The following is a 26,975-nucleotide window of genomic DNA, read 5'->3' as shown; positions in this document are numbered from 1 at the left end:
ATTCCTTATGGCGATGGCGCGTTAGCGTGCGGTTTGCAGCGGCATGGCGATGCGGCGATACAGATACAGCGTCGCCAGCAAGGCGCACAGCGCGGCGAAGCTCATCCAGTAGCCCGGTGAAGCCTTATCGCCGGTGTATTCGATCAACGCGGTGGAGATCACCGGCGTAAAGCCGCCGAATACCGCCGTCGCCAGGCTGTAGGCCAGCGAGAACCCGGCCACCCGCACTTCCGTTGGCATGATCTCGGTTAAGGCCGGGATCATCGCGCCGTTGTAGAGGCCATAAATGAAGGACAGCCACAGCAGCACGGCCAGCATCATGCTGAAGCTGGGGGCGGCGGCGAGCAGGCTGAGCGCCGGGTAGGCGGTGGCCAGCGTCAGCAGCGTCATGGCGACCAGCACCGGTTTGCGGCCGAAGCGATCCGACAGCGCACCGCCGATGGGCAGCCAGATGAAGTTGGAAATCGCGACCAGTAAAGTGACCAGCAAGCTGTCGGAGGCGCTGAGCAGCAGCACCTTTTTGCCGAAGGTTGGCGCATACACGGTGATCAGGTAAAACGCGGTGGTGGTCATGGCGACCATCAGCATGCCGGCGATCACCACCGGCCAGTTTTTCAGCAGGGTTTTAAACACGTCGCGCATCGCCAGGTGGTGGCGGCGGGCGGTAAATTCCTGTGTTTCTTCCAGCTTGCGGCGCAGTAGGAAGATGAAGGGAACGATCAGGCAGCCGAACAGGAAAGGCAGGCGCCATCCCCACTCGCGAATAGCGCTTTCCTCCAGCGCCGCGTTGAGCGCGAAGCCCATTGCCGCCGCCACCATGATCGCCACCTGCTGGCTGCCGGACTGCCAGCTGGTGTAGAAGCCCTTACGGCCCGGCGTGGCGATTTCGGCCAGATAGACGGACACGCCGCCCAGCTCCGCGCCCGCCGAGAAGCCTTGCAGCAGGCGCCCGCACAGCACCAGCAGCGGCGCCCAAAGCCCGATGCTTTGGTAAGAAGGGATAAGCACGATCAGGAAGGTGCCCGTAGCCATGATCGACAGGGTGACGATCAGCCCTTTGCGGCGGCCGACTTTATCGATGTAGGCGCCCAGCACGATGGCGCCAATGGGGCGCATCAGAAAACCTGCGCCGAATACCGCGAAGGTCATCATCAGCGAGGCAAATTCGCTGTTGGCCGGGAAAAAGGTGTGTGCGATGTAGGTGGCGTAAAAGCCGAACAGAAAGAAGTCGAACTGTTCCAGAAAGTTGCCGGAGGTGACGCGCAGGATCGCGCCGGCTCGGGTCCGGGTGGTCATGGGTGAGGTAGAGGAATGCATCTTTATCTCCAGTTTGCTATTGGCGCCTGACGCCACGCCTGTTGCTGAAGATTCGCTCAGGAAAATAAACTAAATAAGCGCAATAAACGCATGGCGCGATGCGTTTGGCGCATCAATCGGCGTTAACAATACTGCCTAACCCGATGTAACGTGGTGTTAACAAATTTATTGCTCACCGCCCGCTGCGTAGAACGCCGAAAACGGCATGCGCATTTTGTGACAGGGTTCATAAAGGGAGCGCAGGGAAACGCCCCATGCCTCTGAACGATTGTTCGATGCCGCTCGTAAAAAGGTGAATGCCTCGCACTGCGTTTGCAAAATGCGTGGATGTACGTTCAGCCTTGCAGTAACAACGCACGCCTTTGCATGTCATCCCGGTACCTCTCTGCTATAGCTTTACATCTATATAGTTGTTGATCTATATTGCAGGGAGGTCCCGTGTGGGAAATTAAAACAACGGATGTGTTTGATGACTGGTTTAGCTCACTCAACGATGCCGATCGGGCCGGCGTGCTTGCCGCATTGATGGTCCTACGGGAAAAGGGACCCGGGCTGCCCAGACCCTATGCCGATACGGTGAAAGGCTCACGTTACAGCAATATGAAGGAGTTGCGCATTCAGAGCCGTGGCGAACCGTTGCGGGCATTCTTCGCTTTCGATCCGTACCGTATTGGCATTATTCTTTGCGCGGGCAATAAAGCCGGCAATGAAAAACGCTTTTACGATCGAATGCTTCAGATTGCCGATCGGGAATTCACCTGTTGGCTGAACACATTAAACGAGAAGGAGTGACGCGATGGGCAGAACGCTGGAACAGCTTATTGCGGATGAAAAGCCCGAGGTCGTGGCCAACGCGCAGGCGCTGGCGGCGGACATCATGCTGAACATTCACCTTGCCGAGCTGCGCGAAAAAGTACAGAAAACGCAGGTTGAAATGGCGCAGGCGCTGGGGATCCGGCAGCCGACCGTGGCCGTGATGGAAAAACCGGGCCGCGATCTGAAACTGTCTTCGCTAAAACGCTACGTTGAGGCGGCCGGTGGCAAATTGCGGCTGGACATCGAACTGCCGGACGGCTCTCACTACGAGTTTGTGCTGTAAGCGCTAACGGCAGAAAGGCACAAAGCCCGCTTAGGATCTCCGGAGCGGGCTTTGTGCACCAGGGCTCCTTTGACACAAGCAGGCGGCCGTGAAAGCAAAGAGGCTCAAGACGGGCAGGCTTTATGGGCGCTTCCGTTTGGGCCAGATAGCGTTAAGCAGGTCACCCGTCGTACCTTCGCGATAAACCATCCCCTTGCTCAAAGCTGAAACGATACGACTTATGTTGATGAATCGCTCATTTAACGTGCAAAAAATTAATGCATTTCATTAAAATTGCGATGATATTCGTATTTTTATCGCACTATTTATTCAAATATTCACCCGGTGAAGTTCATCACATTTCTTTAACCTGCTTAACAGTAGATTTTTCTCGTTAATGGAAAATCGATTCAGCTAAAGGGGAAGGGAAATGAAGAAAACGTGGTTTATAGCGATGTTTTCGGCTCTGATTTCAGGGCAGGCGGCGGCACATAGTTGGGTGCTGACCAGCGCTGAAGATGGCGTGGAGAAAGGAAACTGGAAGATTTCGAGTGAGGCGCTGAAGATTAAGGATAAAACGTTCAGCATTGAGCAGAAAGTGCTGCACGGCGGCAAGCAGGAAGGCAGCAAGGTCGTGATTATCCGCAGCCAGGATGGCCTGACCATCACCCTCAGCCCCACGCGCGGCATGAACCTCCTGAGGGCAGAAGGATTTGGCGCGAAAATGGGATGGGATTCCCCGGTCAAAGAGGTGGTCAACCCCGCCTTTATCAACCTGGAAAGTCGCAATGGGCTCGGTTGGCTGGAAGGTTTCAATGAGATGATGGTGCGTTGTGGCTATGAGTGGACCGGTCATCCGGTGAGCGAAGGAGGGCAAATTTACACGTTGCACGGCAAAGCGGGCAATACGCCGGCCTCGCGGGTTGAGGTTGAGGTAGCGGATACGGCGCCGTATGAAATTCGTATTCGCGGCCTGATCAAAGAGAACACATTCAAAAAAGCCGATCTGCAAACCCTGACCGAATTGCGCTATGTGCCCGGCAGCAACAGTTTCAGCCTGCATGATGTGTTAACCAACCGGGCGGATTACCCCCATGACTACCAGATTATTTATCACAGTAATTTCGGTGCGCCGATTCTGGAAAATGGCGCCCGCTTCCTGGCGCCGATGGCCAGCATCAGCCCGTTTAACGACTATGCTAAAGCCGGGCTGAAGACCTGGGGAACCTATGCCGGCCCCACCAAAGGGTTTGATGAAATGGTCTTTAACATTAAGCCATTATCGGACCCGAATCATCAAACGCTGGCGGCGCTGGTCAATAACGCGGGCGACAAAGGGGTGGCTATTCAGTTCGATACCCGCCAATTACCCGTCCTGACGCTGTGGAAGAATACCGATACGTTAAAACAGGGGTATGTGACGGGGATTGAGCCGGGCACCAGCTATGCCTACCCGGTCACCATCGAGCGCGAACAAAAACGCGTTAAACAGTTGCAGCCTGGCGCCAGTGCGCAGTTTGATCTGACCTATACCTTGCTGCACAACAAGGCGCAGGTGGCTGATCTGGAGAAGAGGATTGCTGATATTCAGGGCAAGGTAAAAATCGATGAGAATGCCGTGCCGATAGCCAAAGAGTAGCGCGTTCTTGCGACTTGTTTAGCGCTAAAAAACAAAAAGCCCGCTCAGGCTTTCCTGAGCGGGCTTTTCTCGATATGGCTGATTGTCAGGGGGGCGTTCGCGCGGCAAAACGCTACTTTGGGGCAGGTGTCCCATCAAACTTCAGCACATCAATGAGCAGAGAAAAGGCGGAGCCAGGGTGTTTGCGATGCGGGTAGTAAAGGTGATACCCCGGTAAATCCGGGGTGAACTTGTCCAAGACGCGGACGAGTTTTTTCTCGTCAAGGGCGGTCTGCACCTGATCGTAGGGCAGGTAGGCCAGACCGTGCCCGTCGATTGCGGCATCCAGGATCAGGTCGATGGTGTTTAACAACAGCTGGCCTTCCATGCGTACCCGGACTTCACGCCCACCGCGGATGAGCCGCCAGCGGTTGGCGGTAGCCGATGTGGGAAGATAGAGGTTAATCGCCTGATGATCGACCAACTGCGCCACCGAGGTCGGGGTGCCTCGCCGGGCAAGATATTCCGGCGCGCCAACGATCGCCATCGGAATATCAGGCCCAATCCGCACGGCAATCATATCCTTATCCATCTCTCCCCCCAGACGGACGCCGGCATCGAAACGCTCGGCGACCACATCGCTAAGACCATAGTCGATGAGGAGCTGCACGTTTATTTCTGGGTGAGATTTCAGCAGCGTGCGCATGGCGGGCAGCAACAGGGTTTTTGCCGCATGCTCCACCGTGGTGATGCGTAGCGTGCCGGAAGGGCGGTTGCGCAGCTCGCCCAGTGAAGTCATGACGGAATCCAGGTCTTGCAGCATGGGGCCAAGGGTCGACAAGAGCTGCTCCCCGGCCTCGGTGGGCACTACGCTGCGCGTGGTGCGCGTCAGCAGACGAAACCCCAACCGTTCTTCGATGCGGCGGACGATCTGGCTTAACGCCGACTGCGCCATGCCCAGGCGGGCCGCGGCCCGGGTGAAGCTGCGCTCCTCGGCGACCACCACAAATGCCACCAAATCGGCTATCTCATCACGTTTCATCTCTGTTTTCCGTTCGGCTGATTAATCATTTAAGTGATAGGTCTAATAATTATTTTGGGTCTAATCATCTTAATGTTCAATGTCTATAGTGAGAATCAGAAACGATGTAGTTAACCGACCACCCTGATGAGGAACCGGATGATGAACCAGAAAATCAGCTTCACGAATAGCAATAACCCAACCATCGATCTTTCCGCAGTGCTCTACTTCCCACCGGCGTTCGACGCGGGCCGTCAGTATCCGGCCATCGTCGTTTCTCACCCGGGGGGCGGCGTGAAAGAGCAAACCGCCGGCACCTATGCCGCAAAACTGGCGGAGCAGGGGTTTGTGACCGTGGCTTACGATGCCTCTTATCAGGGGGAAAGCGGCGGCGAACCCCGTCAGTTGGAAAACCCTTATATCCGCACCGAAGACGTCAGCGCGGTGATTGATTACCTGACCACGCTGCCTTATGTCGACAATGCGCGCATTGGCGCGATGGGCATTTGCGCCGGCGCGGGCTATACCGCCAACGCCGCGATCCAGGATCGCCGCATCAAGGCGATCGGCACCGTCAGCGCCGTCAATATCGGCTCGATGTTCCGCAACGGGTGGGAAAACAATGTGAAGTCCATTGATGCGCTGCCGTATGTTGAGGCGGGTTCCAACGCCCGTACCGGCGATATCAGCAGCGGTGAACATGCCACCATGCCGCTGGCACCGATGAAAGAATCCGATGCGCCGAACGAAGAGCTGCGCCAGGCCTGGGAGTATTACCATACCCCGCGCGCGCAATATCCGACGGCGCCCGGCTATGCGACGCTGCGCAGCCTCAACCAGATCATTACCTACGACGCCTACCATATGGCCGAAGTGTATCTGACCCAGCCGATGCAGATCGTGGCGGGCAGCGTGGCGGGCAGTAAATGGATGAGTGACGATTTATACGATCGCGCCGCGAGCAGCGACAAGCGTTACCACATTGTCGAAGGCGCGAATCATATGGAATTGTATGACGGCAAAGCCTATGTCGCCGAAGCCGTTTCCGTCCTGGCACCGTTCTTTGGGGAGACGCTGTAATGAAAAATATCCGCATCCAAAACGCCGATATGGCCTGGCACATCGCCGCCCACATTCAGCTGCCGCCGGGGTTCGATGAATCCAAGCGCTACCCGACGGTGGTCAGCGTCCATCCTTTCGGCAGCTGCAAGGAACAAACCTCCGGCAATGTTTACGGCAAGGCGTTGGCGGAGCAGGGGTACGTCGTTATCGCCTATGACGCCAGTTTTCAGGGCGAGTCGGGCGGGGCGCCGCGCTGGATAGAGGATCCGACCCAACGGGTGGAGGACATCAGCCGCGTCATCGACTATGCCGTCACCTTGCCGTATGTCGATGCGGAGCGTATCGGCGTGCTGGGCATCTGCGGCGGCGGCGGCTATGCCGTCAATGCCACGCTGACAGAGAAACGCATCAAAGCCGTGGTGAGCATCACCGGCGTTAATATTGGGCGACTCTTCCGCGAAGGCTTCAGCGGCTACGATCCGCTGGGCGCGCTGAACGCGATGGCTGCGCAGCGCACCCGGGAAGCGCGGGGCGGAGAGCTTCAGGTCAATGAACTGCTGCCCGCCAGTCCTCAAGAGGCAACGGCCCATGGGCTCACCGAACGCGACGTTTTCGAAGCGACAGACTATTACAAGACCGCGCGCGGCCAACAGCCGGGTGGCGCGACGCGCATGTTGTTCTCGCATGCGCAAAAAACGCTGGCCTGGGATGCCTTTGCCTTTGCCGAGGTGCTGCTGACTCAGCCGGTGATGGTGGTGGTGGGCGAGAAAGTCGGTGCTTTTGGCGCCTATCGCGATGGCATGGAAGTCTATGGGCGCGCAACGGCTTCGGCGCATCGCGAGCTGGTCTCGTTAGCGGACTTTTCACATTACGAGCTGTATGACAAGCCGGAAGCCGTTCGTGCAGCGATGGACAAGGTGCTACCGTTTTTAGCCGCGCACCTGGGTGAATAACCGATGGAGAACACCATGAAGAATGTATTGATCCTTGGCGCCGGCGGCCAAATCGCCCGTCATGTTATCGACCGATTGGCGGATGAACAGTCGCTTGTGCAAACGTTGTTCGCTCGCCAGCCGGAAAAAATCCGGTCGCGCCCGGCCAACGGCCGGATCCTTATCGGCGATGTGTTGAACCCGTCCGCATTGGAACAAGCGATGCAGGGCCAGGATCTGGTGTACGCCAACCTGACGGGGGAGGATCTGGATGTGCAGGCTGAGGCGGTGATTGCCGCCATGCAGGCCAGCGGCGTCAAACGCCTGATCTTCGTTCTTTCGCTGGGGATTTATGATGAGGTCCCGGGAAAATTCGGTGAATGGAACAACGCGATCATCGGTGAGCCCCTCAAGCCATTTCGTCGGGCGGCTGACGCGATTGAAGCCTCTGGGCTGGACTATACCATTCTGCGCCCGGCCTGGTTAACGGATGAAGACCTGGTTGACTATGAGCTTACCGCCCGCGATGCGCCGTTCAAAGGAACCATCGTATCGCGCAAGAGCGTCGCCGCTTTAATTGCCGACATCATCGAGCAACCGAAAAAACATCTGGGTGAGAACATTGGCGTCAACCAGCCGGGCACTGACGGTGACAAGCCGTATTTTATGTAAATACCCGCCATAAAATTTATCTATATTCATTTGCTCAACCGCCCGGCGTATTACTCGATGACATCGTGATACGTCCTAGTTTGCAATTGACGCTTTAGTGCCTCGACACCTCGTACTGCGATGAGGCAGTACGAGTTTTTAAACCGATTAAGGTGAACAGATATGAATCGCATTTGGTTTGTCACCGGCGCCGCGCGCGGCATGGGCGCCCATATTGTCAGGGCTGCGTTGCAACAGGGGGACTGTGTGGTTGCAACGGGGCGGGATAGGGAAAAATTGCGCCGGACATTCAGCGATGTTGCAGCGGAAAAGATTGAGCTGCTGGAGCTTGATGTTCGTGATGAACATCAGGCGCTGGCTGCTGCAGATGCGGCCGTGAGCCGTTTTGGCCGCATTGATGTATTAGTGAATAATGCCGGGTTCTGTCTGTTGGGGCGTTTTGAAGAAGCGACAGCCGAACAGATAGAGCAGCATTTCGGCATGGCCAATGTATTGCGCGCGGTGCGGCGCCAGCGGGGCGGGCGCATTATCAACACCTCTTCCATCGCCGGCGTGAAAGCCGTCGCGAACGCCACATTTTATTCCGCGTCGAAGTTTGCCGTGGAAGGCATGACCCTGGCGTTGGCCGATGAGGTCGCGCCTCTTGGAATTACCGTCACCGCCGTTGAGCCCGGCTTTTTCCGCACCGAATTCCTCAATGACAGTTCTGCCCGGTACGGGGAAAGAAGCATTGCCGATTATGCCGCTTTTGGCAGCGCGCGCGAGCTACTGGCATCTGCCGATGGTCAGCAACAGGGCGATCCTGCCAAACTTGCGCAGGTGATTTGCCGGTTGGTGGAAATGGACACGCCTCCGCGCCAGCTATTAATCGGTAATGATGCTCTCGATTTCGTCATGCCGACGTTGCAGTCCCGCATCGCAGAAACGTGGGAGTTTGAGGCGCTCAGCAAGACGACCGATTTTGCTTAATGGCATCAAGGCGCTTACCTATGTATGGAACCCTCATCGGTTTGACGGTCGTTTTGCTGGCTATTTTGGGCGTATTGGCCTCTGTCACGCTGATTGAAAATCGACAAGCCGCCCAGTTGGCCAAGATAGAGCCTCATGCGCATTCAGAAGAAAACGCATCGCGTACCGCCGTCGTTTATTTTTCTCGTTCAGGGAGTACGGCGCTGGCCGCTCGCCATATCGCTAACCGCCTGGATGCACAGCTCTTCAGGCTTGATGCACCGAACTATGCCCCTGGCTTGCTAGGGCTGTCGTATGCGCTGAAAGACGCCACTTTGCTGAAAGAGCGGCAGGATGCGTTGCCCGAGATAACGCCGGCCAAGATTGACTTGACGCCGTTTGACACCCTCTGGTTGGGCTCGCCGATCTGGCTATACAGCCCGGCGCCGCCGATTTGGGCTTTTATTGAGAACAGCGATTTCAGCGGTAAACGGGTCATCCTGTTTAATACCCACAACAGCCACTTCTCGGACGAGCATATCGCGCGTTTTAAAGCCCAGGTGCTTGCACGGGGAGCATTAACTTTCGAGCATCGCACGGTGCTGCGAGGGCGAATGACGCAGCAAATCACACCGGAACAGATGCTGCAATTTATCGATGAACGCTGGCTGGGAACCCCGCTGGCGAAGTGATTTTTTATGATTTTTGATTTTAGATCAATATGTTAAATGCTGAGAGAATTATGAAAGATCCATTAATGCAGCCATTTTTATTTAAAAACGGCCTTGAGATGCGTAATCGCATCGTGATGGCCCCAATGACCACCTGGTCAGCCAATGATGATGAAACTATCTCAGATGCGGAGTTAGCCTATTATCGGGCACGCGCGAACGGTGTTGGGTTGGTGCTGACAGGCTGTTCCCATGTACAGCGAAATGGCATCGGGTTTACTCATGAGTTCGCGGCCTATGACGATCGCTTTATCCCGAGCCTGAAACGGCTGGCGGATGCCGCTAAAAGCGGCGGCGCGCCGGCGATCCTGCAACTCTTTCACGCGGGAAATAAAGCCGTTCCGGCCTTGATCCCCGATGGCGACCTCGTTGGCGCCAGTGCGCTAGCCGCACCGGCAGGCCCGTTTAACGATGGCAAAAAAGCCGGCCGCGCGTTAAGCCATGACGAAATTCTGACTGTGATCCGCGATTTTGGCGAAGCCACTCGCCGCGCGATTGAGGCGGGGTTCGATGGCGTGGAATTGCATGGCGCCCATGGTTTCCTGCTCCAAAACTTTTTCTCCCCGTATTTCAATCAGCGCACGGATGAATGGGGCGGTTCTCTGGAGAATCGCATGCGTTTCCCCTTGGAAGTGGCGCGCGAAGTTCGGCGAGTTATCGAACGCCATGCTACACAGCCTTTCTTATTGGGGTATCGGTTGTCTCCGGAAGAATCCGGCGAGAAGGGACTGCGTATAGATGATTCTCTGGCGTTGGCGAACCAATTGACGGAAGAGGCGCTTATCGATTATTTGCACATCTCGCTGCACCATGTACTGACGGACACCCCTCGGGATGACGAGGATGAAAAGAGTACGCTGGCAAGGTTCATTGAGCTGAATAACGGCCGTTTGCCGATACTGGCCGCCGGAAAAATCACGTCGTCGGACGTGGCACGGCAAGCGCTGGATGCCGGATTGTCCATGGTCGCTTTGGGACGCGCGATGGTTATGAATCCCCAATGGGTGGAGAGAGTACAATCAGGTCATGAAGGAAGCATGAACGTCAAACTCAACGCGTCGCAAGATCCGGATGAATTACAGATCCCACATAAACTGTGGCAAGCGATTCAAAATACCCCAGGCTGGTTCCCGAGCTGAAGGCCGCCATTGCCATGTTGTCCCTGGGCGGTGATGATGTGCTGACATGCACCGTAAACGCTATTGAAACACCGGTTAGCGATCCAGATAGCCGGTGGTCATTCCTGAATGAATGAACCCTCTCTTGCTGCGAGTTATAATCCGAAAAGCAAAAAGCCCGCCTAAGTTTCCTTAAGCGGGCTTTTCTAAATATGGCTCCTCTGACTGGACTCGAACCAGTGACATACGGATTAACAGTCCGCCGTTCTACCGACTGAACTACAGAGGAATCGTGTGAACGGGGCGAATAATAGCGGGGCGCCTGGGGTTTGTCAAAGCGCTAAACTGCAAAAAAAGTGCGTTTGCTGAGGGAATGAGCACCTTGCGCTGTTTTTCGGCATCTTTCGCCGGCAGGCGCTGATTTTTCCCGCCTGTTTCGTTGTCATATCGCTTGCACAAGCCCTTGCACGGCGATGGTGCAGGGCCACTCTCCCTCTCATGCCCCCTCTCACGCTAGCCGTACGGCCCTGACCCCGTTATCCCCGCCAAGCGCCGCGCCGCAACTGATATGTAGGATGAATAAGCAAACAATATGTATTCGTCGTCACAATGGCTGGATTTTTGCTTACCCATTTTTGGGGAATGCGACTGCGCTCTCAAGAAAATTATTTTCCCCGTCTACACATAAAGTGACTGATCCGCGCCCCCGGGCGTTTCGCTACAACAGTGCTGAGGAAGATAACAATGTCATCGAAATTGATAAAAAGTCCGCTCGCTGCTTTGCTCATCGGTTGTTTAGGTACGGCGTTTTCCGCGCAGGCCGATATCGTCATCGGCGTCGCCGGGCCGTTCTCCGGGCCGAACGCCACCTATGGCGATCAGTATTGGCGCGGGGCTTCGCAGGCGGCGGCGGACATCAACGCCGCCGGCGGCATCAAAGGGGAAAAAATCAAGCTGGTGCAGGGGGATGACGCCTGCGAACCGAAACAGGCGGTCGCGGTCGCCAACCGGCTGGTGGATCAGGACAAGGTCTCGGCGGTGGTCGGCCACTTCTGCTCCTCTTCCACCATGCCCGCCTCCGAGGTGTATGACGAGGCCGGCATCATCGCCATCACCCCCGGCTCCACCAACCCGCAAATCACCGAGCGCGGCATGAAGACCATGTTCCGCATGTGCGGGCGCGACGATCAGCAGGGCGCGATCGCCACCAACTACATGCTGGATACCCTGAAGGCCAAACGCATCGCGGTGATCCACGATAAAGACACCTACGGCCAGGGGCTGGCGGATGCCGCCAAGGCGGCGATGAACAAGCGCGGAGTCAAAGAAGTGCTGTATGAGGGGCTGTCGCGCGGCGAGAAAGACTTCAACGCGCTGGTGACCAAGATCGCCTCGGTCAAGCCGGACGTGGTCTACTTCGGCGGCTGCCATCCGGAAGCCGGGCCGCTGGTGCGCCAGATGCGCGAGCAGGGCGTGACCGCCAAGTTCTTCTCCGGCGACTGCGTGGTGACCGAAGAGCTGGTGACCGCCGCCGGCGGGCCGCAGTACACCAACGGCGTGCTGATGACCTTCGGCAACGATCCGCGTCTGATCCCGGAAGGCAAGGCGGTGATCGCCAAGTTCCGCGCCAGCGGCTTTGAACCGGAAGGGTACACCCTCTACTCCTACGCCTCGATTCAGGCGATCGCCGCCGCCTTCAACGCCACCGGCGGCAAAGACAGCGCCAAGGCCGCCGAATGGCTGAAGTCGCACGACGTCGATACCGTGATGGGCAAAAAGGCCTGGGACCAGAAGGGCGACCTGAAGGTCTCGGACTACGTGGTCTACCAATGGGATGACAAGGGCAAATATCACCAGCTTTGAACAACCCAATACTGAAGTTGTGACCCTATGACCGACGGGCTCGCCGCTCTGGCGAGCCCGTTCCGCGATGACCTTTGGGCCGCGTCGGACTGCGTTGGCGGCCTTACCAGGCGAGACTGCTCATTATGGATGTATTCTTTCTGCAACAGCTGATCAACGGCCTGACCCTTGGCGCAGTGTATGGCCTGATCGCCATCGGCTACACCATGGTTTACGGCATCATCGGCATGATCAACTTCGCCCACGGCGAGGTGTACATGATCTCCGCCTACCTGTGCGCCATCGGCTTGGCGCTGCTGTCGTTCTTCGGGCTGCACTCGTTCCCGCTGCTGATCCTCGGCACGCTGGTGTTCACCATCGTCATCACCGGGGTGTACGGCTGGGTGATCGAGCGCATCGCCTACAAGCCGCTGCGCAACTCCACCCGCCTGGCGCCCTTGATCTCCGCCATCGGCATGTCGTTAATCCTGCAAAACTACGCGCAGATAAGCCAGGGGCCGCGCCAGCAGGGCATCCCGACGCTGCTGAGCGGCGTGTTCCGCCTGGAGTTCGACGGCGGCGTGGTGCAGATCACTTACACCAAGGTGTTTATTCTGGTGGCGTCGCTGCTCGGCATGGCGATCCTCACCTACATCATTCAGCGCACCCGGCTGGGGCGCATCTGCCGCGCCACTCAGCAGGATCGCAAAATGGCTTCGATTCTCGGCATCAATACCGATCGGGTGATCTCGCTGGTGTTCGTGATCGGCGCCGCCATGGCCGGGCTGGCCGGGGTGCTGATCACCATGAACTACGGCACCTTCGATTTTTACGTCGGCTTTATCATCGGCATCAAGGCCTTCACCGCCGCGGTGCTGGGTGGCATCGGCTCGCTGCCGGGGGCCATGCTGGGCGGGCTGCTGCTCGGGGTGGCGGAGGCGCAGTTCGCCGGCATGGTGAACTCGGATTACAAGGACGTGTTCTCCTTCGGGTTGCTGGTGGCGATCCTGATCTTCCGTCCGCAGGGCCTGCTCGGTCGGCCGCTGATCGCCAAGGTTTAAGGAGAATGCCATGTCGCAATCCGTGATCAACGGCGGGCTGGACGTTAAACGCAGCCTGCTGGACGCCGTCTTGGCCGGGCTGATCGCCCTGATCGTGTTCGGGCCGATCGTCGGCATCGTGCTGAACGGTTACAGCTTCAACTTCGAGCCGCACCGGTTGGTGTGGATTATCATCGCGGTGATGGCCGGGCGGCTGTTGCTGAGCCTGTTCTTGCAAACCGCGCCGGGGCGCAGGGTGCTGGCGCGTTTCGACGGCGGCAACGACGGCGTTTACGTGCGGCCGCTGGGCTATAAATCCAACCTGCGCTGGATCCTGCCGCTGATGGCGGCGATCGCGCTGCTGTTCCCGTTCGTCGCCACCAAATACCTGCTGACGGTGGCGATCCTCGGTCTGATCTACGTGCTGCTCGGCCTGGGGCTGAATATCGTGGTCGGCCTGGCGGGGCTGCTCGATCTGGGGTACGTGGCGTTTTACGCCATCGGCGCCTACGGGCTGGCGCTGGGCTATCAGTACCTCGGGCTGGGATTTTGGGCGATGCTGCCGCTGGGGGCGCTGATGGCGGCGCTGGCCGGCGCGCTGCTGGGCTTTCCGGTGCTGCGCATGCACGGCGACTACCTGGCGATCGTCACGCTGGGGTTTGGGGAGATCATCCGGCTGGTGCTGAACAACTGGATGTCGCTCACCGGCGGGCCGAACGGCGTCTCGGTGCCGGCGCCGACGGTGTTCGGCCTGGAGTTCGGCCGCCGCGCCAAAGACGGCGGGGTGCCGATCCACGAGTTTCTCGGCATCGATTACAATCCCAACCTCAAGTTCATTTTCATCTATGCGGTGCTGTTTTTGGTGGTGCTGCTGGTGCTGTACATCAAGCACCGGCTGACGCGCATGCCGATCGGCCGCGCCTGGGAGGCGCTGCGCGAGGATGAGATCGCCTGCCGCTCTCTCGGGCTCAATCACGTGCTGGTGAAGCTGTCGGCGTTTATGCTGGGTGCCTCCACCGCCGGGCTGGCGGGGGTGTTTTTCGCCACCTATCAGGGCTTCGTCAACCCGACCTCGTTCACCTTCTTCGAGTCGGCGCTGATCCTGGCGATCGTGGTGCTGGGCGGCATGGGCTCCACCCTCGGCGTGGTGCTGGCGGCCTTCGTGCTGACGGTGGCGCCGGAGCTGCTGCGCAGCTTCGCGGAATACCGGGTGCTGCTGTTCGGCGTGCTGATGGTGGCGATGATGATCTGGCGGCCGCGCGGGCTGGTGCGCATCAGCCGCGCCAGCTTCGCCGAACGCAAGGGGGTGGCGCCATGAGCGACGCCATTTTGCGGGTGGAGCACCTGATGATGCGCTTTGGCGGCATCAAGGCGCTGAACGACGTCAATCTGGAGGTGGAGCGCGGCTCCATCACCGCCCTGATTGGCCCCAACGGCGCCGGCAAGACCACGGTGTTCAACTGCCTGACCGGCTTTTACCGCGCCAGCGGCGGCGCGATCCTGCTCAATACCCACAAGCGGCCGACCGACGTGATCCAGGTGCTGGGGCAGAAGTTTCGCGCCGGCGACTGGATACGCCCGAAGCAGCTCGGCTCGCGCCTCTATTACAAGATGTTCGGCGGCACCCACCTGGTCAACCGCGCCGGGCTGGCGCGCACCTTCCAGAATATCCGCCTGTTCCGCGAAATGTCGGTGGTGGAGAACCTGCTGGTGGCGCAGCACATGCAGAGCAACCGCAACCTGATCGCCGGGGTGCTGAATACGCCGGGCTACCGCCGGGCGGAGAGCGCCGCGCTGGATCACGCCTTCTACTGGCTGGAGGTGGTGGATCTGGTGGACTGCGCCAACCGGCTGGCGGGGGAAATGTCCTACGGCCAGCAGCGGCGGCTGGAGATCGCGCGCGCCATGTGCACCGCGCCGGAGATGATCTGCCTCGACGAGCCGGCCGCCGGGCTGAACCCGGTGGAAACGGCCACGCTGAGCCGCATCATCCGTTTTCTGCGCCAGCATCACGGCATCACGGTGCTGCTGATCGAGCATGACATGGGCATGGTGATGGAGATCTCCGATCGGGTGATCGTGCTCGATCACGGCGACGTGATCGCCCGCGGCACGCCGCAGGAGATCCAGCACAACGAGGCGGTGATCGCCGCCTACCTGGGCGCGGACGAAGAGGAGCTGGCGGGATGAGCGAAGCGATGCTGGAATTTCGCGAAGTGGACGTGTTTTACGGGCCGATCCAGGCGCTGCGCCAGGTGTCGCTGCAGGTCAACGCCGGGGAGACGGTGGCGCTGATCGGCGCCAACGGCGCGGGCAAATCCACGCTGTTGATGTCGATCTTCGGCCAGCCGCGCATCGCCGGCGGGCAGATCCTGTTTGGCGGCGAGGACATCAGCCGCCGCTCCACGCACTACGTAGCGGCCGGCGGCATCGCGCAGGCGCCGGAGGGGCGGCGCATCTTCCCGGACATGAGCGTGGAGGAGAACCTGCTGATGGGCACCATCACCGTCGGCAATCGCTATCTGGAAGAGGATTTGCCGCGCATGTTCGAGCTGTTTCCGCGCCTCAAGGAGCGGCGCAACCAGCGGGCGATGACCCTGTCCGGCGGCGAGCAGCAGATGCTGGCGATCGCCCGCGCGCTGATGAGCCGGCCGAAGCTGCTGCTGTTGGACGAGCCGAGCCTGGGGCTGGCGCCGATCGTGGTGCGGCAGATCTTCGGCGTGCTGCGCGAGCTGACCCGCAGCGGCATGACGTTGTTTCTGGTGGAGCAGAACGCCAACCATGCGCTGAAGCTGTCCGATCGCGGCTATGTGATGGTCAACGGCCAGATCCGCCTCACCGGCAGCGGGCAAGAGCTGTTGAACGATCCGGAGGTAAGAAAGGCCTATCTGGGCGGCGGTTGAGCGCCGCCCTTGGGCAGGGAGGCCCGTGTTCAGAACTGGCGCTGCATCCAGCGCACGTTCAGCCGCACCAGGGCGATGATGGCGCTGGAGAGCAGCCGCAACCCGCCGGGCATGTCGCGGCGGCGGATGTCCAGCAGCAGCACGGTGCGCACCTGCGCGCTGTCGTTCCACACCTCGTGTTCGAAGGTATCGTCCCACAGCATGAACTCCCCCTCGTGCAGCCGGTATTCGCGGCCGTCCACTTTCAGCACCGCCGCCGGCACCCCGTCGGCGCGTTTGGGCATGTCCAGCACCAGATAGCCGCGCAGAATGCCGCGGAACGGCCCGCGGTGGGGTGGCACCTGTTTACCGGGCGCCAGGAAGGAGAGCGAGGCGGACAGCACGTCCGGCGACGAGGCGATCAGCGCTGCCAGCGTCGGGCAGCGTGCCAGGTTGCGGGCGATCGGCTGGCCGTAGGCCTTCATGATGAACATGCGCCAGTCGCGCGCGTCGTTGGCGGAGATCGATTCCTGCTGGATCATGATCTCGTGAAAACGGGGAATATTGTGCAGATCGTGGGCGACGGTCAGCGCCTCTTCGCGGATCTGCCGCCATTGGGCGGTGAAACGTTCGGCGTCGGGGAACAGCGCGGCACTGTCGAGCACCGGCTTGCCCTGAATGCGGCGATCGTAAACATTGCGCAATGCGAGCACGGACCAATCATAAATCGCGGACATAATGACCTCGCCTCAGAAAACGCCAAATGGACACTGCGCGCGGTTCTTCGGCGCGGCGCGTCGTCTGCGGCGGCCGGAGGGGAAGAGCGGCAGGAAAAATTGGTACGCTTCAAGAGATTAGCACAGCATTTGTGCAACCGTGTGTCTGCGAATGTGTCGAAATGCGGCGAAAAAAACCACACAATTAAAGTGTGACGCGTATCGCATTTAGCGGGCCGGTTGGTTAAAATATCGCTACTTGCCCGCACCTGTCCGGATTTTGTTTACCATGGAACACGCTGCCGTTTCGCGCTCAACCGCCTGGTTGCGCGTGGTTATCCTCGCCGTCTCGGCCTTTATCTTCAACACCACCGAATTTATTCCGGTCGGTCTGCTGAGCGACATCGCCGCCAGCTTCTCGATGCAAACCGAACAGGTCGGCCTGATCATCACCATCTACGCCTGGATCGTCGCCGCCGCCTCGTTGGCGTGCATGCTGCTGACCAGCAAAATCGAGCGCCGCAAGCTGCTGATCGGCGTGTTCATGCTGTTTATCGCCAGCCACGTGCTGACCGCCGTGGCCTGGAATTTTACCACGCTGGTCATCTCGCGCGCCGGCGTGGCGCTGGCGCACTCGGTGTTCTGGTCGATCACCGCCTCGCTGGCGATCCGCGTGGCGCCGCCGGGCAAGAAAGCCCAGGCGCTGAGCCTGCTGGCGGGCGGCACCGCGCTGGCGATGGTGCTCGGGCTGCCGCTCGGGCGGGTGGTGGGGCAGCTGCTCGGCTGGCGCATGACCTTTATCGGCATCGCGGTGTGCGCCACCCTGGCGCTGGTGCTGCTGTGGCGCCTGCTGCCGGTGCTGAAAAGCGAGCACTCCGGTTCGCTGGCCAGCGTGCCGCTGCTGTTCAAACGCCCGGCGCTGCTGGCGCTGTACATGCTGACCGTCATCGTGGTGACGGCACACTTCACCGCCTACAGCTACATCGAGCCGTTTATCCAGACCGTGGCCGGGCTGTCGGAGAACTTCACCACGCTGATGCTGCTGCTGTTCGGCGCCGCCGGCATCGTCGGCAGCCTGCTGTTCAGCCGCTACAGCGAGCGTTTTCCTTCCGGCTTCTTTATCGGCGCCATCGCGCTGCTGGCCTTGAGCCTGCTGCTGCTGTTGCCGGCCGCCGGCAGCGAAAGCCACCTGACCGTGCTGTGCATCTTCTGGGGCATGGCGATCATGGCCATCGGCCTGTCGATGCAGGCCAAAGTACTGAGCCTGGCGCCGGATGCCACCGACGTGGCGATGGCGATTTTCTCCGGCCTGTACAACTTCGGCATCGGCAGCGGGGCGCTGCTGGGCAACCAGGTGAGCCTGCATCTGGGCATGGGCAACATCGGCTTCGTCGCCGCGCCGCTGGCGCTGATCGCTCTCGGTTGGTGCCTGCTGAGCTTCTACCGCAGCGAACGGCTGCAGCAGCACTCCAGCCGTTAAGCTGTCGATTCGGGATGCCGCTGCGGCATCCCAGGTTGCATTTTCCTGCTATAAAACAGGCTGCTGCAGCGTTTTATGCTTAACTTTTTTTCATAGTCTGCTAATTAAAAATTTAACTCCGACGCCGCTTCGCTAGCATAGAAAGTCATCAAAAATGTTAATGCGAGGTTAACGGTGAGTGACTCTGTAGCGGCGTCGCCGATCCATGCGCGGGATTTGGCGGCCAGAATCGACGCCTTGCCCGCGTCGGCCGGCCTGTGGCGCTTTATCATTCTGCTGTCGCTGGGCGGCTTTTTCGAACTCTACGATCTGTTCCAGACCGGCTATATCAGCACCGGCCTTATCGCCGACGGCATTTTCCACACCGGCGCGCAGGGCGTCTTCGGCGTGTCGGACCAGGCGGCCTTCGCCTCCGCCACTTTTCTTGGCCTGTTCGTCGGCGCCAGCCTGCTGAGCCCGTACGCCGATCGCTTCGGCCGCCGCGCCACCTTCATGTTTGCCCTGATCTGGTATGGCGCCTTCTCGCTGCTGCTGGCGTTTCAACAGCAGGCGGAGTGGGTGATCTTTCTGCGCTTTCTGGTGGGCGTCGGGCTCGGCATTGAGCTGGTGACCATCGATACCTACCTGACGGAGTGGGTGCCCGCGCATCTGCGCACCCGGGCTTTTGCCTTCGCGTTCTTCGTGCAGTTCCTGTCGGTGCCGGCGGTGGCGCTGATGTCCTGGTGGCTGGTGCCGCAGACGATTTGGGGCCTGAGCGGCTGGCGCTACGTGGTGATCGCCGGCGCGCTGGCTTCGTTGGTGATCTGGCTGGTGCGTAAGGGGCTGCCGGAGTCGCCGCGCTGGCTGGTTCAGCAGCGGCGCTATGCGCAGGCCCGGCAGGTGATGCGGGATATGGAGCGGCGCTGCGGCGTGGCGCCCGCGGACTTTCCGTCGCGCCCGGTTGACGATGCCGAGGGCGCGCCGCTGCGCGGCCGCTTTCGCGATATCTGGGCGCCGCAGTATCGCGATCGCACGCTGATGCTGGTGGTGATGAATTTCTTTCAGGCCATCGGCTTCTTCGGCTTCGGCAACTGGCTGCCGGCGCTGCTGTCGGGCAAGGGCGCTTCGGTCACCCACAGCCTGCTGTACGCTTTCTTCATCACGCTGGCCTACCCGCTGGGCTCGCTGCTGTGCAGCTTCTACGCCGACAAGATGGAGAATAAGTGGCAGATCGTGTTGTCTTGCCTGGTGACGGTGATCTTCGGCTCGCTGTTCGCGCTGCAGAACAACCCGCTGTGGCTGATCCTGTGCGGCTTCTTCATCACCTGGTCCAACGCCTGGCTGACCTACAGCTACCACTCCTATCAATCCGAGATCTTCCCGACCCACATCCGCGCCCGCGCCGTCGGTTTCTGCTACTCCTTCAGCCGGCTGTCGACGGTGTTCAGCAGCATCATTATCGGCATTATCTTGCAGTACGGCGGTTCGCTGGGGGTGATCGCGTTTATCGTCGCCAGCATGCTGATCGTGATGCTGGTGATCGGGCTGTTCGGCCCGAAAACGCGCGGCATCGATCTGGAAAACATCTGACGTTTTGCGCCGGCGGTGACGCCGGCCTCTTCAGCAAAAAAACTCGCGATCATGCGAAAATTATTCCGTTATCACTGCTTTTGCGCCTGCCGTACTGTTACCTGGTACAAAATCCAATTCAATACCGAGCGGGGAACACGTCATGAGCATCCTCACCGCGCCCGATGGCGCGCGCATTTTCTATAAGGATTGGGGCCGCGGCCAGCCGATCCTGTTCTCCCACGGTTGGCCGCTGTCCGCCGACGCCTGGGACAACCAGCTGCTGTTTTTCGGCCAGAGCGGGTTCCGGGTGATCGCCCACGATCGCCGCAGCCACGGCCGTTCGGATCAGACCTGGCACGGCAACGACATCAACCAATACGCCGACGATCTGGCTCTGCTGATTGAAACGCTGGATCTGCGCGATCTGATCCTGGTCGGCCACGCCATCGGCGGCGGCGAAGTGGCGCGCTACATCGGCCGCCACGGCAGCGATCGGGTGGCGAAAGTGGTGCTGGTGGGCGCCGTGCCGCCGCTGATGCTGCAAACGCCAACCAACCCGGAAGGCGCACCCATGGCGGCCTTCGACGGCATTCGCAGCGGCGTGGCGGGCAACCGCTCGCAGTTCTTCAAAGATCTGGCGGTGCCGTTCTACGGCTTCCACTGCGACGAGGTGGAGAGCAATGCGGGGCTGATCGACCACTTCTGGCTGATGGCCATGCAGGGCGGCGTGAAAGGGCAGTACGACGGCGTGAGCGCGTTCTCCGAAGTGGATTACACCGCCGATCTGTTGGCGATCGACAGACCGACGCTGCTGGTGCACGGCGACGCCGATCAGATCGTGCCGATCGGCGCCTCGGCGCTGAAAGCCGCTAAGCTTATGCAACAGGCGGAGCTGAACGTTTACGCCGGCGGCGCTCACGGCTTGGCGCAGGTCGATCCCGATCGCTTCAACGCCGATCTGCTGGCCTTTATCCAGAATTCGCCGTTCTAAGGGGGCGCGATGAACCTGACTGCTATCGCCGCCCGCTGCGCGCAGCGGCTGCATGCGCCCGCGGTGCGCTGGCTGCTGCTGCTCGCCATTTGCGCCGCCTACATCCAGGGCGGGTTGGTCAAGGCGCTGAACGTCGAAGGCGCGGTTGCCGAGATGACCCACTTCGGCCTGCAGCCGGCGGCGCTGTTCGCCGTGCTGGTGACGCTGCTGGAACTGGCGGCGTCGGCGCTGATCCTGAGCGGCTTTTATCGCTGGCTCGGCGCGTTGGCGCTGGCCGGTTTTACCCTGATGGCGACGCTGATGGCCAATCCGTTCTGGCAGTTCGACGGGGCGGAGCGCGGCCAGATGATGAACGGATTTTTTGAACACCTCGGGCTGGCCGGCGCGCTGTTGCTGGTGGCATTTAACGATTTGAAGGAGCGAACGGATGGCTGAACAGACGGAAAACAAGGCGGCGGCGGGCGGCTTCGCGCCGCTGAAAATCCCATTATTTGCGGTGCTGTGGGGCGCCACGGTGCTCGGCAACGTCGGCAGCTTTATGCGCGACGTCGCCAGCTCGTGGCTGATCACCGATCTGTCGAGCAACCCCTCGGCGGTGGCGCTGATGCAGACCGCCGCCACGCTGCCGGTGTTCCTGCTGGCGATCCCGGCGGGGGTACTGTCGGACATCCTCGATCGGCGGCGCTTTCTGATCTTCGTGCAAATTCTGCTGGCCTGCGTCAGCGGCAGCCTGCTGGTGCTGTCGCAGACCGGTGCGCTGACGGTGGAATACCTGCTGGCGCTGACCTTCGTCGGCGGCATCGGTGCGGCGCTGATGGGGCCGACCTGGCAGGCGATCGTGCCGGAGCTGGTGCCGCGCACCGAGCTGAAAAACGCCGTGGCGCTGAACTCGCTCGGCATCAACATCGCCCGCTCCATCGGCCCGGCGGCCGGCGGGCTGCTGCTGGCCAGCTTCGGCGCCGGCGCGGCCTACGGCGCGGACGTGATGAGCTATGTGCTGGTGATCGCGGCGCTGCTGTGGTGGAAGCGGCCGAAGGCCGAGGACAGCGGCCTGTCGGAACACTTCTTCGGCGCTTTCCGCGCCGGGCTGCGCTATGCCCGTTCCAGCCGTGAGCTGCACGTGGTGCTGCTGCGGGCAGCGGTGTTCTTCGCCTTCTCCAGCTCGGTCTGGGCGCTGCTGCCGCTGGTGGCGCGCCGCATGCTGGGCGGCAGCGCCGGCTTTTACGGCGTGCTGCTGGGGGCGGTAGGCGCCGGGGCGATCCTCGGGGCGATCGCGCTGCCGCGCCTGCGCCAGCGGCTGAATGCCGACGGGCTGGTGCTGCTGGCGGCGGTGCTGACCGCCGTGGTGATGGCGGCCCTGTCGCTGGCACCGCCGCAGTGGCTGGCGGTGGTGCTGCTGTTGGTGCTGGGCGCCGGCTGGATCATTGCGCTGACCACGCTCAACGGCGCGGCGCAGGGCGTGCTGCCCAACTGGGTGCGCGGCCGCGGCCTGGCCATCTACCTGATGGTGTTCAACGGCGCGATGGCGGCAGGCAGTCTGCTGTGGGGGCTGGTGGCGCAGGAGCTGGGCGTGGCCGCCACGCTGCTGGTCGGCGGCGTCGGCCTGTTGGCGGCGGGGCTGCTGTTCCACCGCCTGCGCTTGCCGACCGGCGAGGCCGATCTGCAGCCGTCGAACCATTGGCCGGAGCCGCTGGTCAACACGCCGGTTGAGAACGATCGCGGCCCGGTGATGATTCAGGTGGAGTACCGCATCCGCGAACAGGATCGGCCGCAGTTCCTGCGCACGCTGCTGATGCTGGAGCGGGCACGCCGCCGCGACGGCGCTTACGCCTGGGGCATTACCGAGCACACCGGCGATCCGGAATGCATCATGGAGTGGTTCCTGGTGGAGTCCTGGGCGGAGCACCTGCGGCAGCACCAGCGGGTGTCGCACGCCGACGCCGATCTGCAGCAGGAGGCGCTGCGCTTCCACATCGGGCCGGAGAAACCGGTGGTGCATCACTTCCTGTCGCTCGACCGGCATCAGGTGAAGCATTAACTGCACGGCCAGGCGGTGAGAAGGTGCTATGCTTTTGGTCGGTTCGGCGGCGCGGCCGCCGTAAGACGAATGTAGTCAGCACAGGGAGACACATTGATGACGGCACCTTCTGCTTTTGCCCGCGAGCTTGGGCTGCGCTATCCGATCGTTCAGGGGCCGATGAACGGCGCGTCGCCGCCGGCATTGGCGGTGGCGGTGAGCAACGCCGGGGCGCTGGGCTCGTGCGCGGCGGCGCTGTCTTCACCGGCGGTGATCCTCGAACGCGTGCAGCAGATCCGCGCGCAGACCGCCGCGCCGTTCAACATCAACCTGTTTCTGCTCGATGAGCAGCACCCGGATCTCGCCGAGCTCAAGCGCGCCCAGCACCTGTTGCGGCCGTTCCGCGAAGCGCTGGAGCTGAGCGAACCGCCGATCCCCACCCAATTCGCCGAAAACAACCGCGACCAGATCGCGGCCTTGCTGGAGGCTGCGCCGCCGGTGGCCAGCTTCACCTTCGGCGTGCTGCCGCGCGCCACGGTCACGCAGTTCAAGAAGGCCGGCTCGCGGGTGATTGGCACCGCCACCACGGTGGCGGAAGCCCGCGCCTGGGAAGAGGCGGGCGCCGACTTCGTTTGCGTCTCGGGCTCGGAGGCGGGCGGCCACCGCCCGACCTTCCTCGGCGACATCGAGCAATCCTGCGTCGGCCTGATGGCCCTGCTGCCGCAGGTGGTGGCGGCGGTGAAGATCCCGGTGATCGCCGCGGGCGGCATCATGAACGGGCGCGGCATCGCGGCGGCGCGCTTGCTGGGCGCGCAGGCGGCGCAGCTGGGTACCGCGTTCCTGTGCAGCCCGGAGTCGGGCATCGCCGAAGCCTGGCGGGCGGCGCTGAGCAACGCCGGTGATGACAGCACGCGCCTGACGCGCGCCTTCAGCGGCCGCCCGGCGCGCGGCATCGTTAATGATTTCATGCGCCAGATGCGCGCGGAAGAGGCGCAGATCCTGCCTTATCCGGTGCAGAACGCGCTCACCGGCGATATCCGCCAGGCGGCGGCCAAGGCCGGGCGCGGGGAGTTTATGTCGCTGTGGGCCGGGCAGGGAGTGGGCCTGGCGCGGCCGATGCCGGCGGCGGAGCTGGTCGCCACCCTGGCGGCGGAGCTGGAAGCGGTGTGACCTCGTCTGCGCGATTTGGGGGGAGCAACGGAGCCAAAACCGTCGTTTTCTGACCCTGGGCTCGACTGAAAACCAATCTGGCGTGGAATTAGCCACCAAAGAAAACGTCCAGCAAACACTCGGTTGCTGGACGCTGCTTAAAACTCACTTATCGAAGGCACCGGTAACTACTCAATACCGTATTTTTTCTCGGTTACGAATGCGGGTTCTTTCCAGTTCGGTCCCTTCTTACACCCAGAACCATAAGTTCTAGCTGAAAAAACCTGACCACTATCCTCAAGCTTTTTTGTCTCATGGATTAGCTTGATGTTATAAGATTCATACTTCTCAGCAGCTTTATGCCGGCCAAAAAACCGGTCCATTGATGGATACGCTATACCGTTTTCTCCACGACTTACCAGAAATAAAATAACATCGGCCATATCTTCATTTTTAACCATTTCATCAAAATCAATCATTTAAACACCTCGATATTTATTTCTGCGGATTCAACGCTTCAGGCGTATACAAAAGAGTTTCATCAGAACTCAACCTATAGTCTTCCAACGTCGCCGTATGGGTGTTGTTCCAGACTTCGTAGTCATTTTCGGGAACCGTACTATCTGCGATCCCCAGAGCACGATAACGCTCAAGTTCCCTGACTTCATGGGTGTAGTAACGTTTGTCGGTGTCAGTCGCCTGTAGTTCACCCTTCAGGATTTTCTCCAAACGATCGATCATTACCGCATTTTCCGCTGACGCCCCAAACCGCCCGGTATGCAGCTTCACTTTATCCACGCCGGCGCGGTCAATGATGGCGGTTTTCCAGTCCAGATTCTGAATTGGGCCACCGGCCTTGTCCGTGTTGTAGTCGCGACCACTGTATTGCCCTTTGGCGTTGGTTTCACCATAGATACCACTGAGCATGACATAGACTGGCTCAACACCGGCCCCCGTTGCATCAGGCTGCCAGTAGATAAAATCCTGCAGTGGCAGGTCGCCTGCCGGAAAGGTCGTCGTGACGATACTGTCGGCCTGCTTTATCTCTGTACCGGTATGCACCGGCGTTACCGGCGCGGCTGGCGCAGGATTGCCGGTATGCCACGGACCTGAAGGGGCGGCGCCCGGGTTTATCAAAATGGTTCGCCCCGGCGCACCGGCCACCGCCGGCAAGGTGATCCGGTCCAGGCCGGTTGTTTCATCGCGAACCGGCAGATACACCGGCACGGTAGCGGAGACGCCGCCCGTTCCTGTTTTGACCAGTATTACCTCTTGCTGGCCGTTATTCCCCCGGCGAATAAACCCGCGCACCGGTAAATCGACCGTGGTCATTTCCGGCTGAATCGGTGTTTTCCCTGCGGCAACGAGGCTGGCCGGAACGGTAAACATCTGTGTCAAATCACGACCCAGCAATTTATCAATATCGCTCTGACTTTCACCGGCTTTCCCCGGCCAGAATCCGACAACGAAGGCACCGACTGCCGGGCCTGCAGCACTGACCGTGGCAATCCGGGAAACTTCCACCGCGCCGCGCCACACTCCACCGGATACCCAGCCGGCCAGCTCACTGGCGGTGGTCATCACGCTGTTGACCCATGTCGATAATTGTACCATACCGCCCGCACGGTTGAGCACCATGACCCCGGCGGTGGCCATCGCGGCATTGGCCGCTTTTATCATGCCGGGTGTATAGACCGGGGCGTCCAGTACGCCGGCTTTGGCGAACAGCGCTTTCCGTGCTGCTTCAGTCTTGCGGGCTTCTTCAGCCTTACGGGCCTCTTCGGCTTTGCGGGCTTCTTCAGCTCGACGGGCTTCCTCTGCTTTGCGAGCTTCTTCAACTCGACGGGCCTCCTCTGCTTTGCGGGCCTCTTCTGCCTTGGCCTTTGCCTCCGGGGTTTTGGCAGCAAGTTCCGTCTTAAGCTGGTTGATGCCATCATCGCTGAGGCCGCGCTTTTCCAGTTCGCTGATCAACACGCTCAGCACATACCGGTTTTGCTCGGTGTCTGCCATTAAACCGTAAAGCGTTTTCACCCCATTCCTGAAATCGCCGCGGTCGAGCTGGTCAAACGCTTGATTATACGTATCGGGTGCAGAGTGTCGGTATAAGGCGATTTGTAATGCGCGCCGCTCTTCCTCCGTGAGTTTCATGAAATGCGCCATTTTTTTGCGCAGATACATCAGATTTTTAAAGTTTTCTTTTGAAAACGCAGACGGCGGTGCGGTCACCATACCCGGGATATTGATTAACGGATACAGGACGTTGGGCAGACTATGATTAAACCGCGTCGCCGTGTTTCTGACGGTCACCTGCAGTGGCAGTTTTGCGCCGAACAGGTTGCCGCGCAGGTTGTTTTCATTTTTCCTCATGGAATTCAACAACACACGGTCATTTTTCCAGTATTTGCAGTTTTCTCGCCCACAAACGGGGCAATGGTCATTATCGGACTTGTTCAGATACTCATCCAACACCGTACTGAATCCGATACCCAGCGTTTGACCGGACGGGTCAGGACGTGGTTCCAGTCGGTTTTGAACACCCATGCGGGAGATATCGGGGGCCGAATAAATATTAATGTTTGTGCTCCCGACAGGACCGGTCGGATTGGTATCATAGCCCAATCCATTCAATCGACCGGTTTCCTGGGGGCTAAAACCACTGTATACCCCCGGCAACTGACCGTTGCCAACGGCCCCTGACCCGGCATTGAGTTGCGGAGGTGGGTCAGAAAGCACCACCATTTCTTCTTCAGCAATATCTTGCGGCATTTTTTTCATCCTTGTTTCATGGGGTTATACAGCGATCCAGCCGG

General features: G+C 60.1%; 25 protein-coding genes and 1 tRNA gene. 20 read left to right on the top strand and 6 right to left on the bottom strand.

Annotated elements, in window-relative coordinates:
• Positions 1-21: 21 nt before the first annotated feature.
• Positions 22-1,317, bottom strand: a complete 1,296-nt coding sequence (locus ACJ8QI_RS12595) for an MFS transporter (RefSeq protein ID WP_442532595.1) — start codon at positions 1,315-1,317, stop codon at positions 22-24.
• A gap of 438 nt (positions 1,318-1,755) precedes the next feature.
• Between ACJ8QI_RS12595 and ACJ8QI_RS12590 the strand changes: the two genes are divergently transcribed.
• From ACJ8QI_RS12590 to ACJ8QI_RS12580, 3 genes are all read left to right on the top strand, one after another.
• Positions 1,756-2,109 (top strand): type II toxin-antitoxin system RelE/ParE family toxin, encoded by a 354-nt coding sequence (locus ACJ8QI_RS12590; protein WP_336842705.1) that lies wholly within the window; start codon positions 1,756-1,758, stop codon positions 2,107-2,109.
• Between the two features lie 4 nt (positions 2,110-2,113).
• A complete protein-coding gene (locus tag ACJ8QI_RS12585) occupies positions 2,114-2,416 on the top strand; it encodes an XRE family transcriptional regulator (RefSeq protein ID WP_197768081.1) in 303 nt (100 codons plus the stop codon).
• Positions 2,417-2,825: 409 nt separating this feature from the next.
• The gene (locus ACJ8QI_RS12580) at positions 2,826-4,034 is read left to right on the top strand and encodes an aldose 1-epimerase family protein (protein ID WP_442532594.1); all 1,209 of its coding nucleotides are present in this window, start codon (positions 2,826-2,828) and stop codon (positions 4,032-4,034) included.
• 112 nt (positions 4,035-4,146) lie between these two features.
• On the opposite strand, the gene ACJ8QI_RS12575 is transcribed toward ACJ8QI_RS12580, so the two are convergent.
• A complete protein-coding gene (locus ACJ8QI_RS12575; protein WP_336842700.1) occupies positions 4,147-5,055 on the bottom strand; it encodes a LysR family transcriptional regulator in 909 nt (302 codons plus the stop codon).
• Between the two features lie 138 nt (positions 5,056-5,193).
• On the opposite strand from ACJ8QI_RS12575, the gene ACJ8QI_RS12570 reads away from it, so the two are divergent.
• The 6 genes from ACJ8QI_RS12570 (at position 5,194) to ACJ8QI_RS12545 (ending at position 10,518) form a co-directional block, all read left to right on the top strand.
• Positions 5,194-6,114 carry an alpha/beta hydrolase gene (locus tag ACJ8QI_RS12570; protein WP_336842698.1) on the top strand — a complete coding sequence of 307 codons (921 nt, stop codon included), beginning with the start codon at positions 5,194-5,196 and terminating at the stop codon, positions 6,112-6,114.
• Entirely contained in the window at positions 6,114-7,049 is a 936-nt protein-coding gene (locus tag ACJ8QI_RS12565; RefSeq protein WP_336842696.1) for an alpha/beta hydrolase, read from the top strand. Before ACJ8QI_RS12570 ends, ACJ8QI_RS12565 begins: the two co-directional genes overlap by 1 nt.
• Positions 7,050-7,064: 15 nt before the next feature.
• Positions 7,065-7,700 (top strand): SDR family oxidoreductase, encoded by a 636-nt coding sequence (locus tag ACJ8QI_RS12560; RefSeq protein ID WP_004935489.1) that lies wholly within the window; start codon positions 7,065-7,067, stop codon positions 7,698-7,700.
• A gap of 162 nt (positions 7,701-7,862) precedes the next feature.
• Entirely contained in the window at positions 7,863-8,669 is an 807-nt protein-coding gene (locus tag ACJ8QI_RS12555; protein WP_442532593.1) for an SDR family NAD(P)-dependent oxidoreductase, read from the top strand.
• Positions 8,670-8,689: 20 nt separating this feature from the next.
• On the top strand, positions 8,690-9,340 hold the full coding sequence (locus ACJ8QI_RS12550) for a flavodoxin family protein (protein ID WP_442532592.1): 651 nt from the start codon (positions 8,690-8,692) through the stop codon (positions 9,338-9,340).
• 50 nt (positions 9,341-9,390) lie between these two features.
• The gene (locus ACJ8QI_RS12545) at positions 9,391-10,518 is read left to right on the top strand and encodes an NADH-dependent flavin oxidoreductase (protein ID WP_442532591.1); all 1,128 of its coding nucleotides are present in this window, start codon (positions 9,391-9,393) and stop codon (positions 10,516-10,518) included.
• Positions 10,519-10,710: 192 nt separating this feature from the next.
• Here ACJ8QI_RS12545 and ACJ8QI_RS12540 read toward each other — a convergent pair.
• Positions 10,711-10,786: transfer RNA gene (locus tag ACJ8QI_RS12540), tRNA-Asn, on the bottom strand.
• A 455-nt stretch (positions 10,787-11,241) separates the two neighbouring features.
• Here ACJ8QI_RS12540 and ACJ8QI_RS12535 point away from each other — a divergent pair.
• From ACJ8QI_RS12535 to ACJ8QI_RS12515, 5 genes are all read left to right on the top strand, one after another.
• Positions 11,242-12,360, top strand: a complete 1,119-nt coding sequence (locus ACJ8QI_RS12535) for a branched-chain amino acid ABC transporter substrate-binding protein (protein ID WP_048234441.1) — start codon at positions 11,242-11,244, stop codon at positions 12,358-12,360.
• Between the two features lie 125 nt (positions 12,361-12,485).
• On the top strand, positions 12,486-13,400 hold the full coding sequence (locus ACJ8QI_RS12530; protein WP_004928592.1) for an ABC transporter permease subunit: 915 nt from the start codon (positions 12,486-12,488) through the stop codon (positions 13,398-13,400).
• 10 nt (positions 13,401-13,410) lie between these two features.
• Positions 13,411-14,697 carry a high-affinity branched-chain amino acid ABC transporter permease LivM gene (gene livM, locus ACJ8QI_RS12525; RefSeq protein WP_060420324.1) on the top strand — a complete coding sequence of 429 codons (1,287 nt, stop codon included), beginning with the start codon at positions 13,411-13,413 and terminating at the stop codon, positions 14,695-14,697.
• Entirely contained in the window at positions 14,694-15,569 is an 876-nt protein-coding gene (locus tag ACJ8QI_RS12520; RefSeq protein WP_187322584.1) for an ABC transporter ATP-binding protein, read from the top strand. Before livM ends, ACJ8QI_RS12520 begins: the two co-directional genes overlap by 4 nt.
• Entirely contained in the window at positions 15,566-16,282 is a 717-nt protein-coding gene (locus tag ACJ8QI_RS12515) for an ABC transporter ATP-binding protein (RefSeq protein ID WP_041035896.1), read from the top strand. The genes ACJ8QI_RS12520 and ACJ8QI_RS12515 overlap by 4 nt, the downstream gene beginning before the upstream one ends.
• A gap of 29 nt (positions 16,283-16,311) precedes the next feature.
• On the opposite strand, the gene ACJ8QI_RS12510 is transcribed toward ACJ8QI_RS12515, so the two are convergent.
• Complete coding sequence (locus tag ACJ8QI_RS12510) at positions 16,312-16,998, bottom strand: aspartyl/asparaginyl beta-hydroxylase domain-containing protein (protein ID WP_041035890.1); 687 nt, start codon at positions 16,996-16,998, stop codon at positions 16,312-16,314.
• 268 nt (positions 16,999-17,266) lie between these two features.
• Here ACJ8QI_RS12510 and ACJ8QI_RS12505 point away from each other — a divergent pair, with 268 nt between their 5' ends.
• From ACJ8QI_RS12505 to ACJ8QI_RS12480, 6 genes are all read left to right on the top strand, one after another.
• A complete protein-coding gene (locus tag ACJ8QI_RS12505) occupies positions 17,267-18,457 on the top strand; it encodes a sugar transporter (protein ID WP_342119998.1) in 1,191 nt (396 codons plus the stop codon).
• Between the two features lie 174 nt (positions 18,458-18,631).
• On the top strand, positions 18,632-20,026 hold the full coding sequence (locus tag ACJ8QI_RS12500) for an MFS transporter (protein WP_174135406.1): 1,395 nt from the start codon (positions 18,632-18,634) through the stop codon (positions 20,024-20,026).
• A 142-nt stretch (positions 20,027-20,168) separates the two neighbouring features.
• Positions 20,169-20,999 carry an alpha/beta fold hydrolase gene (locus ACJ8QI_RS12495; RefSeq protein ID WP_197862583.1) on the top strand — a complete coding sequence of 277 codons (831 nt, stop codon included), beginning with the start codon at positions 20,169-20,171 and terminating at the stop codon, positions 20,997-20,999.
• 9 nt (positions 21,000-21,008) lie between these two features.
• The gene (locus tag ACJ8QI_RS12490; RefSeq protein WP_033635204.1) at positions 21,009-21,434 is read left to right on the top strand and encodes a DoxX family protein; all 426 of its coding nucleotides are present in this window, start codon (positions 21,009-21,011) and stop codon (positions 21,432-21,434) included.
• Complete coding sequence (locus ACJ8QI_RS12485) at positions 21,427-23,037, top strand: MFS transporter (protein ID WP_025303481.1); 1,611 nt, start codon at positions 21,427-21,429, stop codon at positions 23,035-23,037. The genes ACJ8QI_RS12490 and ACJ8QI_RS12485 overlap by 8 nt, the downstream gene beginning before the upstream one ends.
• Before the next feature lie 96 nt (positions 23,038-23,133).
• On the top strand, positions 23,134-24,186 hold the full coding sequence (locus tag ACJ8QI_RS12480) for an NAD(P)H-dependent flavin oxidoreductase (protein ID WP_442532590.1): 1,053 nt from the start codon (positions 23,134-23,136) through the stop codon (positions 24,184-24,186).
• A 167-nt stretch (positions 24,187-24,353) separates the two neighbouring features.
• Here ACJ8QI_RS12480 and ACJ8QI_RS12475 read toward each other — a convergent pair whose 3' ends face one another.
• Together ACJ8QI_RS12475 and ACJ8QI_RS12470 are read right to left on the bottom strand one after the other, a co-directional pair.
• Positions 24,354-24,644 carry a hypothetical protein gene (locus ACJ8QI_RS12475; protein WP_049295977.1) on the bottom strand — a complete coding sequence of 97 codons (291 nt, stop codon included), beginning with the start codon at positions 24,642-24,644 and terminating at the stop codon, positions 24,354-24,356.
• Positions 24,645-24,660: 16 nt separating this feature from the next.
• The gene (locus ACJ8QI_RS12470) at positions 24,661-26,940 is read right to left on the bottom strand and encodes an S-type pyocin domain-containing protein (protein WP_442532589.1); all 2,280 of its coding nucleotides are present in this window, start codon (positions 26,938-26,940) and stop codon (positions 24,661-24,663) included.
• Positions 26,941-26,975: the final 35 nt, after the last annotated feature.

It is taken from the genome of Serratia sp. CY84636, from assembly GCF_052166245.1.
In the GTDB taxonomy this organism is placed as follows: Bacteria; Pseudomonadota; Gammaproteobacteria; order Enterobacterales; family Enterobacteriaceae; genus Serratia; species Serratia nevei.
Note: the sequence above shows the minus strand (reverse complement) of the source record. Positions and strands in the feature narration are given on the sequence as shown.

What these genes read in the sequence shown, in the direction of transcription:
- ACJ8QI_RS12595 (WP_442532595.1), bottom strand. Translation starts at nt 1,317, where the DNA reads ATGCATTCCTCTACCTCACCCATGACCACCCGGACCCGAGCCGGCGCG.
- ACJ8QI_RS12585 (WP_197768081.1), top strand. Translation starts at nt 2,114, where the DNA reads ATGGGCAGAACGCTGGAACAGCTTATTGCGGATGAAAAGCCCGAGGTC.
- ACJ8QI_RS12580 (WP_442532594.1), top strand. Translation starts at nt 2,826, where the DNA reads ATGAAGAAAACGTGGTTTATAGCGATGTTTTCGGCTCTGATTTCAGGG.
- ACJ8QI_RS12575 (WP_336842700.1), bottom strand. Translation starts at nt 5,055, where the DNA reads ATGAAACGTGATGAGATAGCCGATTTGGTGGCATTTGTGGTGGTCGCC.
- ACJ8QI_RS12570 (WP_336842698.1), top strand. Translation starts at nt 5,194, where the DNA reads ATGATGAACCAGAAAATCAGCTTCACGAATAGCAATAACCCAACCATC.
- ACJ8QI_RS12565 (WP_336842696.1), top strand. Translation starts at nt 6,114, where the DNA reads ATGAAAAATATCCGCATCCAAAACGCCGATATGGCCTGGCACATCGCC.
- ACJ8QI_RS12560 (WP_004935489.1), top strand. Translation starts at nt 7,065, where the DNA reads ATGAAGAATGTATTGATCCTTGGCGCCGGCGGCCAAATCGCCCGTCAT.
- ACJ8QI_RS12555 (WP_442532593.1), top strand. Translation starts at nt 7,863, where the DNA reads ATGAATCGCATTTGGTTTGTCACCGGCGCCGCGCGCGGCATGGGCGCC.
- ACJ8QI_RS12550 (WP_442532592.1), top strand. Translation starts at nt 8,690, where the DNA reads ATGTATGGAACCCTCATCGGTTTGACGGTCGTTTTGCTGGCTATTTTG.
- ACJ8QI_RS12545 (WP_442532591.1), top strand. Translation starts at nt 9,391, where the DNA reads ATGAAAGATCCATTAATGCAGCCATTTTTATTTAAAAACGGCCTTGAG.
- ACJ8QI_RS12535 (WP_048234441.1), top strand. Translation starts at nt 11,242, where the DNA reads ATGTCATCGAAATTGATAAAAAGTCCGCTCGCTGCTTTGCTCATCGGT.
- ACJ8QI_RS12530 (WP_004928592.1), top strand. Translation starts at nt 12,486, where the DNA reads ATGGATGTATTCTTTCTGCAACAGCTGATCAACGGCCTGACCCTTGGC.
- livM (WP_060420324.1), top strand. Translation starts at nt 13,411, where the DNA reads ATGTCGCAATCCGTGATCAACGGCGGGCTGGACGTTAAACGCAGCCTG.
- ACJ8QI_RS12520 (WP_187322584.1), top strand. Translation starts at nt 14,694, where the DNA reads ATGAGCGACGCCATTTTGCGGGTGGAGCACCTGATGATGCGCTTTGGC.
- ACJ8QI_RS12515 (WP_041035896.1), top strand. Translation starts at nt 15,566, where the DNA reads ATGAGCGAAGCGATGCTGGAATTTCGCGAAGTGGACGTGTTTTACGGG.
- ACJ8QI_RS12510 (WP_041035890.1), bottom strand. Translation starts at nt 16,998, where the DNA reads ATGTCCGCGATTTATGATTGGTCCGTGCTCGCATTGCGCAATGTTTAC.
- ACJ8QI_RS12505 (WP_342119998.1), top strand. Translation starts at nt 17,267, where the DNA reads ATGGAACACGCTGCCGTTTCGCGCTCAACCGCCTGGTTGCGCGTGGTT.
- ACJ8QI_RS12495 (WP_197862583.1), top strand. Translation starts at nt 20,169, where the DNA reads ATGAGCATCCTCACCGCGCCCGATGGCGCGCGCATTTTCTATAAGGAT.
- ACJ8QI_RS12490 (WP_033635204.1), top strand. Translation starts at nt 21,009, where the DNA reads ATGAACCTGACTGCTATCGCCGCCCGCTGCGCGCAGCGGCTGCATGCG.
- ACJ8QI_RS12485 (WP_025303481.1), top strand. Translation starts at nt 21,427, where the DNA reads ATGGCTGAACAGACGGAAAACAAGGCGGCGGCGGGCGGCTTCGCGCCG.
- ACJ8QI_RS12480 (WP_442532590.1), top strand. Translation starts at nt 23,134, where the DNA reads ATGACGGCACCTTCTGCTTTTGCCCGCGAGCTTGGGCTGCGCTATCCG.
- ACJ8QI_RS12475 (WP_049295977.1), bottom strand. Translation starts at nt 24,644, where the DNA reads ATGATTGATTTTGATGAAATGGTTAAAAATGAAGATATGGCCGATGTT.
- ACJ8QI_RS12470 (WP_442532589.1), bottom strand. Translation starts at nt 26,940, where the DNA reads ATGAAAAAAATGCCGCAAGATATTGCTGAAGAAGAAATGGTGGTGCTT.